The sequence below is a fragment of the Paenimyroides marinum genome (genome assembly GCF_900108395.1).
Lineage (GTDB): Bacteria > Bacteroidota > Bacteroidia > Flavobacteriales > Flavobacteriaceae > Flavobacterium > Flavobacterium marinum.
This window is the reverse complement of record NZ_FNXE01000011.1, coordinates 54,670-70,604: the sequence shown is the minus strand read 5'-3', so window position 1 is coordinate 70,604 and position 15,935 is coordinate 54,670. Positions and strand designations below refer to the sequence as shown.

17 protein-coding genes and 1 rRNA gene are annotated in these 15,935 nt (G+C 31.0%); 14 read left to right on the top strand and 4 right to left on the bottom strand.

Features of this window, described 5'->3' with window-relative positions:
* Positions 1–179 precede the first annotated feature (179 nt).
* Positions 180–291, top strand: a 5S ribosomal RNA gene (gene rrf / locus BLW20_RS05500).
* A 177-nt stretch (positions 292–468) separates the two neighbouring features.
* Here rrf and BLW20_RS05495 read toward each other — a convergent pair.
* Both BLW20_RS05495 and menD read right to left on the bottom strand, forming a co-directional pair.
* The gene (locus tag BLW20_RS05495) at positions 469–1,191 is read right to left on the bottom strand and encodes a DUF4197 domain-containing protein (RefSeq protein ID WP_091097202.1); all 723 of its coding nucleotides are present in this window, start codon (positions 1,189–1,191) and stop codon (positions 469–471) included.
* Positions 1,192–1,204: 13 nt separating this feature from the next.
* On the bottom strand, positions 1,205–2,860 hold the full coding sequence (gene menD / locus BLW20_RS05490; RefSeq protein WP_091097200.1) for a 2-succinyl-5-enolpyruvyl-6-hydroxy-3-cyclohexene-1-carboxylic-acid synthase: 1,656 nt from the start codon (positions 2,858–2,860) through the stop codon (positions 1,205–1,207).
* Between the two features lie 148 nt (positions 2,861–3,008).
* On the opposite strand from menD, the gene BLW20_RS05485 reads away from it, so the two are divergent.
* From BLW20_RS05485 to BLW20_RS05450, 8 genes are all read left to right on the top strand, one after another.
* Entirely contained in the window at positions 3,009–3,773 is a 765-nt protein-coding gene (locus tag BLW20_RS05485; protein WP_091097199.1) for a TIGR02757 family protein, read from the top strand.
* Positions 3,774–3,880: 107 nt separating this feature from the next.
* Entirely contained in the window at positions 3,881–4,528 is a 648-nt protein-coding gene (locus BLW20_RS05480) for a hypothetical protein (RefSeq protein ID WP_091097196.1), read from the top strand.
* A 98-nt stretch (positions 4,529–4,626) separates the two neighbouring features.
* Positions 4,627–5,874: an imidazolonepropionase gene (gene hutI / locus BLW20_RS05475; RefSeq protein ID WP_091097194.1), complete on the top strand. Its 1,248-nt coding sequence runs from the start codon at positions 4,627–4,629 to the stop codon at positions 5,872–5,874.
* A 196-nt stretch (positions 5,875–6,070) separates the two neighbouring features.
* On the top strand, positions 6,071–7,111 hold the full coding sequence (locus tag BLW20_RS05470; RefSeq protein ID WP_091097192.1) for an arginase family protein: 1,041 nt from the start codon (positions 6,071–6,073) through the stop codon (positions 7,109–7,111).
* Positions 7,112–7,126: 15 nt separating this feature from the next.
* On the top strand, positions 7,127–7,699 hold the full coding sequence (locus BLW20_RS05465) for a phosphoribosyltransferase (RefSeq protein ID WP_091097190.1): 573 nt from the start codon (positions 7,127–7,129) through the stop codon (positions 7,697–7,699).
* On the top strand, positions 7,696–8,319 hold the full coding sequence (locus tag BLW20_RS05460) for an HAD family hydrolase (protein ID WP_091097188.1): 624 nt from the start codon (positions 7,696–7,698) through the stop codon (positions 8,317–8,319). Before BLW20_RS05465 ends, BLW20_RS05460 begins: the two co-directional genes overlap by 4 nt.
* A 166-nt stretch (positions 8,320–8,485) precedes the next feature.
* Positions 8,486–9,790, top strand: a complete 1,305-nt coding sequence (locus BLW20_RS05455; protein ID WP_091097186.1) for a dihydrolipoamide acetyltransferase family protein — start codon at positions 8,486–8,488, stop codon at positions 9,788–9,790.
* A 359-nt stretch (positions 9,791–10,149) separates the two neighbouring features.
* Entirely contained in the window at positions 10,150–10,503 is a 354-nt protein-coding gene (locus BLW20_RS05450) for a hypothetical protein (protein ID WP_091097184.1), read from the top strand.
* A gap of 29 nt (positions 10,504–10,532) precedes the next feature.
* Here BLW20_RS05450 and BLW20_RS05445 read toward each other — a convergent pair whose 3' ends face one another.
* The gene (locus tag BLW20_RS05445; protein ID WP_091097182.1) at positions 10,533–11,591 is read right to left on the bottom strand and encodes a nucleoid-associated protein; all 1,059 of its coding nucleotides are present in this window, start codon (positions 11,589–11,591) and stop codon (positions 10,533–10,535) included.
* 95 nt (positions 11,592–11,686) lie between these two features.
* Positions 11,687–12,232 carry an IS1096 element passenger TnpR family protein gene (locus tag BLW20_RS05440; protein WP_091097180.1) on the bottom strand — a complete coding sequence of 182 codons (546 nt, stop codon included), beginning with the start codon at positions 12,230–12,232 and terminating at the stop codon, positions 11,687–11,689.
* Between the two features lie 178 nt (positions 12,233–12,410).
* On the opposite strand from BLW20_RS05440, the gene BLW20_RS05435 reads away from it, so the two are divergent.
* From BLW20_RS05435 to BLW20_RS05415, 5 genes are all read left to right on the top strand, one after another.
* Positions 12,411–13,004: a DoxX family membrane protein gene (locus BLW20_RS05435; RefSeq protein WP_091097178.1), complete on the top strand. Its 594-nt coding sequence runs from the start codon at positions 12,411–12,413 to the stop codon at positions 13,002–13,004.
* Between the two features lie 371 nt (positions 13,005–13,375).
* Positions 13,376–14,323, top strand: coding sequence for a histidine kinase (locus BLW20_RS05430; RefSeq protein WP_177165034.1), 948 nt, complete (start codon positions 13,376–13,378; stop codon positions 14,321–14,323).
* The gene (locus BLW20_RS05425) at positions 14,310–14,603 is read left to right on the top strand and encodes a 2TM domain-containing protein (RefSeq protein WP_091097174.1); all 294 of its coding nucleotides are present in this window, start codon (positions 14,310–14,312) and stop codon (positions 14,601–14,603) included. The genes BLW20_RS05430 and BLW20_RS05425 overlap by 14 nt, the downstream gene beginning before the upstream one ends.
* Positions 14,604–14,608: 5 nt before the next feature.
* Positions 14,609–15,340: a LytR/AlgR family response regulator transcription factor gene (locus BLW20_RS05420; protein ID WP_091097172.1), complete on the top strand. Its 732-nt coding sequence runs from the start codon at positions 14,609–14,611 to the stop codon at positions 15,338–15,340.
* Positions 15,341–15,381: 41 nt separating this feature from the next.
* Positions 15,382–15,882 (top strand): thioredoxin family protein, encoded by a 501-nt coding sequence (locus BLW20_RS05415; RefSeq protein ID WP_091097170.1) that lies wholly within the window; start codon positions 15,382–15,384, stop codon positions 15,880–15,882.
* Positions 15,883–15,935: the final 53 nt, after the last annotated feature.

Below are 15,935 nucleotides of genomic sequence, written 5' to 3'. Positions count from 1 at the left end.
CTCTGGGAGTTGCTTTGTATAATGCTGACAGCAGTCAGTAATCAGATAAAGATTCTACAAAACAAGTATCGAAAATATGTTAACAATATTGCAGCAAAGCTGCGTTTAGAGTTTAAAGTTCAAGGTTTAAAGTTTTCAAGAACCTTAAACAAAAAAACCTTAAACTTTAAACAAAAACTTAAGGTGGTTATAGCGTCGGGGCTCACCTCTTTCCATTCCGAACAGAGAAGTTAAGCCCGGTTGCGCAGATGGTACTGCGTCATAGCGTGGGAGAGTATGTCGCCGCCTTTTTTTCAAAAGAGGATTACTAAAAAGTAATCCTCTTTTTTCGTTATAGCTTCGGCGTGTCGCTACGGTCGGTTGCTTCGCTAATTCGAAAGCTCGGGGGGAAGGTTTTTTTTTAAGAGAAGCCTGTCTTGAAAAAGACAGGCTTTCTTATGAAGAGATAAAAAACATATTATATTAAACCTACTTTTTATCCTGTAGGGCAAAAACCGATTTTAATAAATTGGTAGATCGTGCGGATACATTGGTTCTTATGTTTGCTTCTTCTTTTTCAATCATTGTATAAACGCCGTTTAACGCTTCTTGTGTAACATAATCGGTTAAATCAGGATTTACATCTTTTACTAAAGGCAACGCATTGTATTTAGTAATGATATTACTCCAAACTTTATCTGCACCAACTTTGGTAAACGAAGATTTAATAACCGGATTGAACTTTTTATACAAAGATGTTTTTGTAGATTTCATTAAATATTGTGTGGCTGCATCTTTATTTCCCATTAAAATATTGGTCGCATCAGAAATCGTCATACTGGTAATAGCATCTACAAAAATAGGTGTAGCTTCTTTAACGGCGTTGCTGGCTGCTGTGTTTAACGCTTTAATGCCTTCATCGGCTAAACTTCCTAAACCAACATCTCGCAACGCTTTTTCTACTTTTTGCAATTCACTTGGCAAACCAATTTTTACTAATGAATTATTGTAAAAGCCATTGGTTTTGGTCAAATTTACAACTTGTTTGTCAACACCTTGTTGCAACGCTTCTTTTAAACCGGCTGCAATTTGAGTTTGCCCTAAACTGGTGTTTTCTAAAATTCCCGGTAACGAATCTGCTACTTGCTGTAAGCTGGTACAATTGGTTAGACCGAATGAAATAAGGGCAATTGGAATGATAAATTTTTTCATATTAAATTTTTATTTATGATATACTTGAAAAATAATTTCGCAACAAATCTCTGTTGATTTTAGAAGGAGTGAAAATTTCTAAAATCTGTGGTTGTGAATCGTTAGAAAATAACAATTTTAATGCCATTTCTAATTCTTTTTCGTTGGTTGCAGCGGCATAGTCAAAATGATACATTTTTGCTAAATGCTCAGCCGTTAAATTGTGTTGGGTTTCAAAAAAAGTATTGAATGTGCTATTTTCTGAATGTCCCGGAAGAATCCTGAAGATGCCTCCGCCACTGTTATTTACAATAATGATTTTAAAGTTTTTGGGAATATAATTGTTCCATAAAGCATTACTGTCATAAAAAAAACTGATATCTCCGGTAATAAGAACTGTAGGTTTCTTTGAAATGACCGATGCACCAACTGCTGTAGAAGTAGAACCGTCTATTCCGCTGGTTCCACGGTTGCAATAAACATCAATATTTTCAGGTGTTTCAAATAATTGAGCATAGCGAATTACGGCACTATTGCTAATTTGTAACTGAATATTTTCAGGCAGATGATTCCAAATAATCTGAAACGATTTTAAATCTGAAAAAGGAATTTTATTTAAATACGCTTCATGTCCTTTTCTCCGATTAATCATTGTTTGCTGGATGTGTTGAGAAAAATCAGACGGTTTTATCAAGATATTCGTTCTGATTTCTTCGATGAATTCGTTTGCTGAACCAGTAAAATGCTTGGTTAATGCACCAAAAGTATCGTATGCTCGTAATTCATCAATGTGCCAGTGATTTTTAGGTGGATAATTTCTGAATAACGCCTTAATACGTTTAGAAACAACCATTCCGCCAAAAGTCAATAATAAATCGGGTTGAAAATCTTTAAAATCATTTTCTGAAAAAGTAGTAATCAATGTGTCAATGTTCGCTACAATTTTAGAATGATGTACATTAGAATTGATTTCAGTTAAAATAACCACATTAGGCAAGTTTGCTAGAAAATCAATGTGTTCTTTTGAGATTGTTTCAGGATTTTGCGATCCAATTAATACCACTATTTTAGCAGCATGGTTTATAATTGAAAAATCAACAGTATTTAAATTATGTTCTTCTTTTTCTGATGGTTCTTCTACAATCAAAGCATGGTAAGTTGGGGTGCTTATTAGATTATACAAAGGTTCTTCAAACGGTGCATTGATGTGTACCGGACCTCTTTTAATTTTTGCTGTATGAATGGCGGTTTGAATAAGCACATCGTTTTCTGTTGAAGCTTCATCGGATAAATTAGCGTTAAATAACGAGTGATTTTCAAACACATTTCGTTGCCGGATGGTTTGTCCGTCACCAATATCAATTTTTGAAGTTGGTCTGTCTGCAGAAACTACAATTAACGGAATTTGACTATAAAAAGCTTCGGCTACTGCCGGATAATAATTCAACAAAGCAGACCCCGAAGTACAAAGTAAAGCAACAGGTTTTTGGGTTTGTTGTGCAATTCCCATAGCAAAAAACGCAGCACAACGTTCATCAACAACACTATAACATGTAAAAAAAGGATCGTTTGTAAAACCAATGGTCAACGGTGCATTACGCGAACCGGGAGAGATAATTATATGTTTAATTTCCTTTGCCTTAAATAATTGCAAAATGCTTTGTGCCAAAGGTATTTCGGGATAATTCATTTCTAAAAATTAATTATTCAAAGATACAGACAAGTTTTTGTTCAGAAAAGAGATTTTGTTTTTTTGAAGCCAGCCAAAAAATATTCCTCTTAATAAATGTAAAGTTAAAACCGCGGATAGGTTTGATGTTATAACTTATCTTTGTTAAATGAATTTTGAAGAATTAAAAGAATTTCTGGATTTTAAAGCAGATCAATACAATAACCCAAATTTTATAGAATCGGATCCGATACAGATCCCGCACAAATATAAAATTAAAGAAGATATTGAAATAAGTGGCTTTTTGGCATCGACTATTGCTTGGGGAAATCGTAAAATGATTATTAATAGTGCAACCAAAATGATGGATGCTCTGGGAAATAACCCTTACGATTTTGTCATGAATGCCAAAAAAGAGCAAATAGATACTATTGATAACATTGTTCACAGAACTTTTAATTCAGTAGATTTTAGATTTTTTATACAATCACTGAGAAATATTTATGAAAATCATGAAGGGTTGGAAAAAGTATTTTCAAGTAATGCAGCTTTGAACTTACAAAACAGAATTTCAAATTTTAAAAAGGTATTTTTTGAAATTAATCATCCTATACGAACAACCAAACATATCTCTGATCCATTAAAAGGTTCTTCTTCAAAAAGATTGAATATGTACCTGCGTTGGCTCTCAAGAAAAGACAATAAGGGAGTAGATTTTGGTATCTGGGAATCTATTTCTCCAAGTGAATTATCGTGCCCGCTTGATGTGCATTCAGGAAATGTAGCCCGTTCTTTAGGTATTTTAAAACGTAAACAAAACGATCAAAAAGCTGTACAGGAATTAGACGAGACTCTACGAAAATTTGATCCTGAAGATCCCGTAAAATATGATTTTGCTTTATTTGGTTTAGGTGTTTTTGAGGGAGTAAAATAATCATTCCGTTTTCAAAAGAAACGGATTTTTTTATGCTTTTAAAATTTTATAAAAAATTTTTGTTTTTGTTTTTGTTTACCTTAATTAATTTTAAATTTTATTAAATTATGAAAAAAATTGTAGCTCTTTTTACTTCTGTATTATTACTTTTTATTTATTCATGTGATAAAGCAGATAATACTTATGAGAATGGAAATAATTCCAGTGAGAAAATTGCATCAAAACCAGTTAGTAATCGCTCAATTAATGGCGGAGTTAACTTACAGTGTATAGGAAGTTGTGATTGCGCATTTGGTTTTGATTTAAAGACAGGTAAAGGAGAATGTACATGCTCACCTTGTGCGTTTGAGATTAAATTTGAAACAATCAACGATAGAACTTTATCTGAAGAAGATAAAAATATCTTAAAAGACAATCTATTTAATTCAGAATTATTTCAATATGCTATTGAGGATATAAAGAAATATGCAATTGAAAAGTATAATTTCAATTTAGATGTCTTTAAGAAGATAGAATTATATCATAATGATGGTACTGATGTTGTGATTTTTTCGTTTTTAGACAATGAAAATAATTTACAAAGTGTTTTATATTCAAGAAGTAATACAATTTCTAAGGCATTCAGAGTTGATTGTACAGGTGGATTTGAATGTAGGGAGCAGTACAATTTCAATACAAATACTGCATCATGCTCTTGTAGTGATTGTAGTATGACAGTAACTGAAATTAAAGATTTAACCATAAATCCTTCTTAAATTACAATAATTAATTCTAATCCGTTTTTAAAAGAAACGGATTTTTTTATGCCAATTTGCAAGAACTATCTATCTTTGAAAAGAATCAATACAAAAAAATGAAAACCCTATTTTACAATATAAAAGAACTTTTTCAGATTCGAGAGAACAATAACGCTATTTTAAAAGGGAGTGAAATGAAAGAACTTCCTTCTATAAAAAATGCCTTTTTAGTGGTTGAAAATGATCTGATTGCAGATTATGGATCAATGGAAAATGCACCGACTAATTGTGATGAATCGGTTGATGTTTCTGGCAAAATGATTATGCCTACTTATATAGACAGTCACACGCATATTGTGTATGCAGGCAACCGCGAACAGGAATTTGTTGACAGAATTAACGGTTTAACGTACGATGAAATTTATCAGCGCGGCGGCGGTATTTTAAACTCGGTAGAAAAATTACGCAATACTTCAGAAGACGAATTATATCACGATGCCTCTCTACGATTAGAAGAATTAATTTCACAAGGCACTGGTGTTGTTGAAATAAAATCGGGGTATGGTTTAAGTTTGGAAGCAGAGCTTAAAATGTTGCGTGTGATAAAAAAATTAAAAGAAAACTATCCCGTAAAAATAAAAGCAACTTTTTTAGGTGCACATGCTGTTCCACCGGAATTTAAAGGAAATCAGGTCGGTTTTGTAGATGAAATTTGTCAGAAAATGATTCCCGAAATTGCACAATCAGGTTTGGCAGATTATGTAGACGCTTTTGTAGAAACGGGTTATTTTACAGTTGACGAAACCCGAAAAATCATTAAAACAGCGACTCAATTTGGTTTAAAATCAAAAATCCATGTGAACCAGTTTACAACAATTGGGGGAATTGATATGTGTGTTGAAGAAAATGTTTTATCGGTAGATCACTTAGAAGTTGTATCAGACCAGGATATTGAAACTTTGAAAAAAGGAAAAACCATTCCGGTAGCTTTGCCAACCTGTTCGTATTTTATTTCGATTCCTTACACACCGGCACGTAAACTGTTAAATGCCGGCCTTCCATTAGTAGTGGCATCAGATTATAACCCCGGAACCACACCCAGTGGCAATATGAATTTTGTAGTGGCTACATCGTGTATCAAAATGAAATTAACCCCGGAAGAAGCTTTTAATGCCGCCACTATCAATGCCGCTTACGCGTTAGAAGTTGAAAAAGGTTACGGAAGTATTACTAAAGGTAAAAAAGCATCGTTTTTTATAACCAAACCGTTACATTCTATTTATGCCATACCGTATAATTTTGGCAGTAATTTAATTGAATCGGTATATTTAAACGGTAAAAAACAAAACACACCGGGAGAATAAACTGCCGGTGTGAAAAAAAATAGTTATGAAAAAGATTTTTATAAATCGAAAAATTAATTTATCGATTATATATTTACCTATTACAAATTTAGTAATAAAACATTAATTTTGAACAAGATAAGGCATATAAAAATTTAGAAAGCCATAAATAATAATTATAGTACTTGATTTTACTATGCTTTTATAATTATACCGAATGGAAAATTTTGAATACTTTAACATTAGCCGGTTGAATGAATTATTGGTTTTAAGAAAAGACGAAACCAAATTTGGAGAAAAAATTAAATATCCTTCAGATAAAACGACAAACATTTCGACGTTTTTAAATGAAACCTCTGCGGAGTTTGTGGTCTTTGGAATCAAAGAATTTGTCGGAATCAAAGCTAATTTTGGTAGAACAGGCGAAAAGCACAGCTGGGATATTTTTCTTTCGTCATTTTTAAATATTCAGAACAATAAATACCTCAAAGCATCAAATATAGCCTTAATCGGTTGTTTTGATTATTCAAAATACAATGATGAAATCAATAATCTAAATCCCGCTGTTCAAGCTGATTTAAAGCGCTTGTATGAAATAGTTTCTGAAATTGACAAGGAGGTAACTTATTTAAATACGTTGATTCACCGTTCAGGGAAAAAAGCAGTTGTTATTGGTGGTGGTCACAACAATGCTTATGGAAATATAAAAGGATTGGCATTAGCGAAAGGAACAAATATCAATGTGGTAAATTTTGATGCACATACTGATTTCAGGGCTTTAGAAGGACGGCATAGCGGTAATGGGTTTTCGTATGCTTTCAATGAAGGGTTTATTGATACCTATTGTGTATTTGGAGCTCATGAAAACTACTTAAACAAACACATGATTCATCGGTTTAAAGAATATCCCGATAAACTGAAATTGGTTACATTTGAAGAAATGAAAGTCCGCTTTGAAAAAGATTTTCTAACCAGTATTAACAACGTTCTAAAAACAACAAAATCAAAATCCTACGGAATTGAAATTGATGTTGATGCCATAGAAAATATTGCCAGTAGTGCCATGTCACCCAGCGGTTTTTCAGTAACCGAAGCCAGACAATTCGTCAATATGATGGCAAATCATTCAAACGCCTCTTATTTACATATCTGCGAAGGATCGGCAAGTTTAAGCAATGCTTCAGAAAACATGCTGGGCAAGCTCTTAACCTATCTTGTTACCGATTTTATCAAAGCGCAGCTTGCAGTTGGGAAATAATTGTTTTTTATTTAAATGAAGGTTGTTACATTAACATATAAAGATGTGGTTGATAAGGTTGAAAAGTTGATACTTGCTATTGATTTTCAGCCCGAAGTGATTATTGGTGTGATGAATGGCGCAAAGTTTATGATTAACCAATTTAAACAATCTGAAAAATTTAATACTTCTTATTTTATTGACACCAAGTTACAGCGAGAAACAGAAAAAGTAAAGAAAAAAAAGATAGTTCGTGTTATTTTAAAAATGCTTCCGTATGCTTTGTTAAATAGATTACGGATCATCGAGTCTAAAAAAGTTCAATCAAAAATTAAGAATATCGATCTTGTAACCCTAAATAATTTATCTTTAACAATTGAAAATTTGCCTGGTATAGAACTAAAAAACATTTTGATAATAGATGATGCTGTAGATTCGGGTAAAACGCTTTACATTATCCAAAATCAGTTGATGAAGAAATACCCTAAAGCAAAAATAAAATCAGCTGTAATTGCTTGGACTATAACAGAATCTATCGTGCAACCTGATTATTATTTGTTTAAAGACACGCTGGTTCGATACCCTTGGTCAAAAGATTTTAAAAGTTGAAAAAAAGTGTCATAGTTGTAGATTTAGACGGTACATTAAGTAAAAGCAATACTTTTCATGCTTTTATTCGATATATTTTAAAGAAATCCTTTAAATCGCTTGATTGGTTGTGGTTTTTTAAGATTCTTTTCTGGTCAGGTTTTAGAGCTTTTAAGTTGATCTCGCATAAAAGATGGAAATTCCAGATATTAAAAGATTGTACAGGCAAAAAAATAGATGTAGAGGCGTTTTTGTATCATATCCATAAAACGATTAATAAGTTTATTTTAGAAGAAATTAAAAATTATCAGGTAAGCATACTTGCTACGGCAGCCCCTGAATTATATGCTATAAGTTTAGCTAAAAAGTATCATTTTACACATTATTCGGCAACTGTTTTTAATCAAAAATATACTTTTTTTACAGAAAATAAACAGTTAGCTAAATTCAACAATGTAAAACAGCTACTTGCTAATATCCAAAATGAAACAATAGATTTATTGATAACCGATCATATTGATGATAAAGAACTTATCAGTGATGCTCAAAAATCATGGCTGATAAACCCGGATGAGCTATTAAAAAGGTATGTAAATAACCATAATTTGATTAAAAATGTTAAATATATATATCTAAAATAAAAAATAGCTTCCATATTGCGTATTTTACTAAAAAAGTAAGACCTACAAAATAGAATAATGAATACTTTTGTTTTTATTGCGTAAATTTTTAAATAAACCGCTAAATAGTCTTAAAAATTATTATTTTTGTAAATCTTTAATCTAAACACAACTCTTTATTAGAAATATGGCAAAGTTTGAATTAAAATTACCCAAGATGGGAGAAAGCGTTGCAGAGGCAACAATTACTAATTGGGTAAAAAACGTTGGAGATACTGTTGAACAAGATGAAACTGTTGTTGAAGTAGCCACCGATAAAGTTGATAGTGAAGTACCTACAGAAGTAAGTGGTAAAATAATTGAAATTTTGTTTCAAAAAGATGATGTTGTTCAGGTAGGACAAACTATTGCTATCATTGAAACAGAAGGAAGCGACGATGTAACAGAAACAGTTACTGCAACTACTCAAGAAGATGCTCCGGTAGAAAAAGTAGAAAATACTGTAAAACAAGCTCAAGAAGCTGTTTCGTCTGCTGATTTTGGTTCTTCAGATAAATTTTTCTCGCCTTTAGTAAAAAACATCGCAAAAGAAGAAGGTATCTCAATTGACGAACTGGAAAAGATTAACGGAACAGGAAAAGATGGTCGAATTACCAAAACCGATATATTAGATTACGTTAAAAACAGAGGTTCGCAACCTGCTGTTACTACACCGCAATCAGTAGCAACACCTGTTTCTTCTGTTGTTCCTGCTACTAAAGCTGCTCCGGTTTCTGTAAATGGGCAGGATGAAATCATTGAAATGGATCGTATGCGCAAAATGATTGCACATCACATGGTTCAATCGGTTCAAACATCGGCACACGTACAATCGTTTATTGAAGTTGACGTTACCAATATTGTTAACTGGAGAAATAAAGTAAAAAATACGTTCGAGAAACGCGAAGGTGAAAAACTGACTTTTACTCCGATCTTTATGGAAGCTGTTGCAAAAGCCTTAAAAGATTTCCCAATGATGAACATTTCGGTTGAAGGTGATCACATCATCAAACGTAGAAACATTAATTTGGGAATGGCAGCTGCTTTACCAAACGGAAACTTAATTGTTCCTGTAATTAAAAATGCAGATCAATTAAACTTGGTAGGTATGGCAAAGGCGGTTAACGATTTAGCAGATCGTGCACGTAAAGGCAAATTAAAACCAGACGATACACAAGGAGGTACTTATACGGTGACGAATGTGGGAACTTTTGGTTCGGTTTTCGGAACGCCAATTATCAATCAGCCACAAGTAGGAATTTTAGCTTTAGGTGCCATTAGAAAAGTACCAGCGGTTATCGAAACACCTGAAGGCGATTTTATCGGTATCCGTCAAAAAATGTTCTTATCACATTCTTATGATCACAGAGTGGTTGACGGTTCTTTAGGAGGGCAATTCGTTCAAAGAGTTGCTCAATACTTAGAATCTTTTGATCCTAACAGAGATGTATAAATTTATAGAGAATCCCGAAATTATTCGGGATTTTTTTATATCTTTTCGCAAATGAAAAAAATATATTACATACCAGGAATATTCTCTATTATTCTTCTGCCAATTTTAGGGATTTGGTATATGAATAAGTATGACTATTTTACCCAATTACGATCTATTGATTTTACTTATATGGATTTTGTTGAGACTGAACAATTTAATAAGGAATTGGGTTATGATGTTTTATTACTAAAGAATTTTTAACCCAACGGTTTTTTAAAGAAGTAACCTTAAATAACGATAAAAATTCAAAAAATACTTTCAAATACATCGACCAATTTGTAAATGATGTTGTTCAAACAAAAGACACTATTAACGGATTGAAAATTCATTTTGAAAAAGAAGCAACATATAACGAATTTATTAAAGTCTTAAATATATTTAACGAACGTGAAGCCGAACTATATATTTTAGACAACAACACAATGTATTTTTTAGGTAGAGATTATAAGCTGGTAGAAATTAGCGATGATGAAGAAGGCTTACCATCACCTTTTATAGAATGTGGAACAATTTGGGCTAATGATATAGTAAATGATGAGAAAACTGATATAAAATCATTCATAAACAATCTAAAAATACAATTTCTACAAAACAAGATTATTTACAGTACTTATATTATTTTCGTTTTACTTATAATTGTATCTAATTGTATCGGTATATTTAAAAAGTAAAAAGCTTCCAAAATAAGGAAGCTTTGTTATTACTGTTTTTGTTCTTTATTAAAATAAACCAGGTAGTAATACATCTGTTTTTCTTCATCCCAGCCTTTTTCAATAAATTTTTCGGCAGATTCCGGATTAATAAAGTCTAACTTAATTTGAACGTTGGTATCTAAATTAATAACGTTTTTAATCTTTTTGCGAACGTCTGAAACGGCATTGTTTGCAATTGGAAAAGAAGAAACATCTTCGATGCTGTATTTTTCAGCCCGATCGGTTTTGTAATTCTTAAATTCAGCCTGTAAATCAGGGTTGTCAATTACATCATTGATGAAATTTTGTTCTTCGAACTCATCATTTTTAGCAAAATAATTTACCGAACGATTCATAAACATTACTTCTTCTTTTTTATCTTCGGCGGGTAAAACCACATCTTTAGCAAAATCCTGAACAAATTTCAGATACTTTTTCGTCATAAAATTTTCGTCTTGAAAAGAATCAACCGACAAAAAGTGCTCTAACCAATAACGTGCATCGTAACGGTTGCTGTCAACCGTTAAAATTTTGTATCCTTCTTCTTTTTTGTAATTAAAAATGATACAGCCTTTATCTAATTTACTCAAATTAATTCCTTGCTGAAGCACCATTTCTAAATTACTATTATTTTCTTCGAACTGTAAAAAGTCTGATTTTAACTCGCTTTTAAAAATCCCAATGGCATCAACCGGATTATTATCTATCGTTAAATGCGTTAAATAAGTAACATACACCTCACCGTTTTTAATATGCGGATGGTTTGATTGCTCGTACAGATGTTTGGTGATTTTCTTAGAAACTTCGTGAACATTACTTGGGTTTGCAAAGATTTCATTCGCGAAATTGAACATTTCATTATAATCCAGATCCACATCGTGGGCAAACTGGTAATAATTTTCTTCTTTTTCGCGAAAGGGTTTAAAAAAATACTCCTTTAAAAGCGGTGTAATTTCATCGTTAATATTAAAAGTGTTTTCCGATAAAAAGATTGCTTCGGCACGGCTTTTATTACCAACTCTGTGAATTGATAAAGATTCAATTTGAGTGTTAAATAAATTAATCATAGTGGGTTGTTTGTATTTTTGTTAGTAAAAAAGAAAACCGGAAGGTTTTCTTTTTAATGTATTTTATATTTCGTTAAGAATGTTCTTTATTCAGACTAATATTGATCGTCGTAGTCAAAATCGTTAAAACTGTCATCACCGTCAAACATATCAAAGTCTTCATCGTCATAATCGTCGTCAAAGTCACCGTAGATATCGTCTTTTGAAAGAGGATCGCCAAAATTTTTCACAGGAGCATCTTCAGGTAACACACCATGTGCAAAAAGCAATGCAGGCAATTCTTTTTCTTCAGAATCGTTTTCGTTTTCAATAGCGGCAAGTTCCACAAAGAACGTCCAGTTTACAAACGGATCGTAAATATAAAGAATTTTGGTTTGGTCTTCGTATAACAAATCGTTCAACTTAAAATCGTTCATTGTTTTTTGTTCACCCGGAACATCACCCATATCAAACAAAGGTATTTCGTCTTCCTGATTCCAATTATCATCGCACAAAAAGAACGATCCGCCTTCGGTTCCATCAAAACCAAAAGCATTAATTATGGTGTTGTGTAAATCTTCTAAAGTATCAGTATCTTGAATGGCGATGTCGCGAAAAACATCTTCTTCAGCATCTAAAATAACGCGAAATTTATATACCATGATTTTTTAATTTGAAAGCAAATTTACTATTTAATATTGATTTTTATCGGCTTTTAAATGTTCTTTTTTTTGATTATAGATGTGAAATTTACGGTTGGTAAGGCAAAATTTACAGTTCGTCGGATTTTAATTTTAAGGTAAATATAGTTGATTTACTTTTGGCTTAAAATAAAAAAATATGAAGAAATATTTACAAATAGATTTGATGCTATTGGCTATGCGGTTGCTTTTAGCTTTTACGTTATGGAATGACGGTTACAGTAAATTAACTGGTGGACAATTTGGAATAACTGAAGCAGAATTGAATACACCTATTAAAGATTTATCTTTATTTAGAATTTCATGGCATTTGTTTAAAAATGAACCTTTTAATAGTTTTATAGGAATATCACAAATTATAACAGCTATTTTATTGGTTTATAAACGAACCTTTTTATTAGGAGCATTAATGGCAATTCCTATATTTTTAAATATTTTAATGGTTGATCTTACCATTATGCCATATCATTTTAAAGTTGCATTCTTTTTTAGATTAACCTTTTATTTAATTTTTATTGGAATTATCTTGTGGTATCATAAGGAACGAATTATAAATGCTTTTAAAAATTTACTAAATGCACCGTATTTAAAATTTGAACACAATAAAAAGTGGTTTTTAATAATTCCTGTTTACATGGTTTTATTGGAAATGTCGAGTGGGATTTTCCAATTTATTTACCACTTAATTTTTAATTATGATTACACACTGAACTATTTAAAAAACATTTTTTAATTATGAAAACATTTTTAAGACATTTAAAACAATTCAGCATTATTTTGATAATCTGTTATATTTTGGTGGTTATTTTAAATTATAATTTTAATAATTATTATGAAAATTATAGTTTTTTAAAATCATTTATAATTGTTTTCACTTATACGTTTGCAATTTATTTAGCGAACACATTAATATTATCGGGGTATTATCTAAAACGGAAAAAAAATCTTACAAATATTTTAATTGGAGGGTTTTGGGTTAATATACTTACTGTAATTGTTGTTTTTATTATAGAGATTATTGGAAATCTAATTTTTAGTGATTTAGGAATAATAGAAATTTTAAAACAATCTTTTAAACTTTCAATATTTACGAATTGGTTTTCAATGACCATTTCAACAACAGTATATATAGTGCTGCTTATTCGTAGAAAAGATAAAATTGAAATTACCAAGCAAAAAGATATTGCGATAAAAGCAACAGCATCTTTTGAAACGTTAAAAAATCAGCTCGATCCACACTTTTTGTTTAATTCATTAAATGTGTTGAGTTCATTAATTGAGGAAAATCCCGTTAAAGCTCAGGAATTTACAGTTGCACTTTCAAAGATCTACCGTTATGTTTTAGACCAAAAAGATAAAAATCTGATTTCGGTTGAAGAAGAACTAAACTTTGCAAAATTGTATGTTTCACTTTTAAAAATGCGTTTTGAAGATGCCATTATTATCAATTTTCAAACAGAATCTGATATGAATGATTTTAGAATTGTGCCTTTAAGCTTACAGCTTTTGTTAGAAAATGCCATAAAACATAACATTATATCAGACCAAAAGCCATTACAGATTGATATTTTTAAGGAAGAAAATTATATGGTTATTCAAAATTCTTTTCAAAAAAAACAAACTTTTGAAAAATCTACCGGAATTGGATTGCAAAATATTATTCAACGTTACAGTCTGGTTTCTAATTTAGAAATCGATATACAACAAACCGACAAGAATTATATTGTAAAGCTTCCGCTAATTTCAGGTGAATCGTTATACAATTTTCAGGAAGATCAATTCACAGAAGAAATTTTTAACAATGCCTACAACAGAATGTATCAGCTAAAAGAATTTTATGTAACAGTTTTTGCAGCTGTAATTGTAATTCCTTTAGCCATTATATTAAATTTTTTCTATGTGCCTCACTATAAATGGTCATTAGCGATAACATTTTTTATGTTGTTTGCACTAGTTATAAATGGAATTAAAACAATAAATTTCTTAAAGAATTGGGAAAATAAAATGATTAACAAACAAATTAATAAAAACAGAAATCATGGAAAATTATAGTCAAATTGAGCTTTTAAAAGCAAAAAAAAAGGTAAAAAAAGTCAAAGGATTTTACATACATTTAATCGTTTACCTTTGTGTAAATTCCTTTTTTATAATCATTACTTTAATAAAAAATAATGGAAATTATTGGTTTTTATTTCCGTTGATAGGTTGGGGAATAGGCTTGTTCTCTCACGCTGCCGGAACGTTTAATTTTATTCCTTTTTTGAATAAAGAGTGGGAAAATAAAAAGATCATACAATATATGGAAGAAGAACGAAACACTTTTAAAAAATAAACAAAATGAAAGTTGTAATAATTGAAGACGAAAAACCTGCGGCACGATTGCTAAAACGCAAAGTTGAAAGTTTAAACTGTAAGGTAATTGCTGTTTTATCATCTGTAAACGAAAGCATTGAATGGTTTTTAACCAATGAACATCCCGATTTGGTCTTGGTTGATATCCAGCTTTCCGATGGTTTATCGTTTGAAATTTTTGAACAGTTAACCATTAATAGCTCCATTATTTTTACAACTGCTTATGACGAATATGCTTTAAAAGCATTTAAGCTAAACAGTATTGATTATTTGTTGAAACCTATTGATGAAAATGAACTGAAAGCGGCGTTGGAAAAATTTACTTCGTTGCAAACGCCGTTTTCACAACAAAATTTACATGCAGTATATAACAAAGAGTACAAGAAACGATTTGTTGTAAAAACAGGAAACATTATAAAAATTATTGATAGCAATGATATTGAATGTTTTTACAGTGCATTTAAAAGCAGTTTTTTAACTACTACCGAAGGCAGGTCGTTTCCTTTAGACGATAGTTTGGAAAATATTGAAAAAGATGTGAATCCCGATTTGTTTTTTAGGGTAAACCGGCAGTTTTTAATTGCTTTAACAGCTATTAAGGAAATAAGCATCTACAGTAATTCGCGTTTGAAAATTATCCTGAATAATTATAAAGACGAAGAAATCATTGTTAGCCGCGAACGTGTACAAGCTTTTAAACACTGGATCAGTAAATAAAGTCTTGAAAATAATTAGTAATTTAGACTAAAATTTTAATAATGAAAAATTATATAATTGCCTTATTTTTTATTGGAGTTCTTTTTAATTCTTTTCACGCAGCAGCTCAAACTAAAAATACCGTTTCCGAAAAGAAGTCGTTAGAAAAACCATACAATCCAAACGATAATGCTCAGGAAAAAATTGATGCACTTATTAAAAAAGCAAAGAAAGAAAACAAAAACATTATTTTACAAGCCGGTGGAAATTGGTGCAGCTGGTGTTTGCTTTTTAATGATTTTATCAAAACTAACACTAAGGTTAAAAACGAACTGAATAAGAATTTTTTATATTATCACTTAAATTTTTCAACAGAGAATAAAAACGAAACTGTTTTTAAAAAATATGCACCAAACGGAGATAAGTTGGGATATCCCTTTTTTATTGTATTGGATGCCAATGGTAAGGTTGTAAAACTTCAGGAAAGCGGAAGTTTAGAAGAAGGCAAGGGATATAACGAAGAAAAAGTAATGAGCTTTTTAAAAGCAGCAAGATATAAATAATTACACATCTGTTAATTTAAAAACAGTTTCCTGAATTTTTTTAAAGAAAGGAT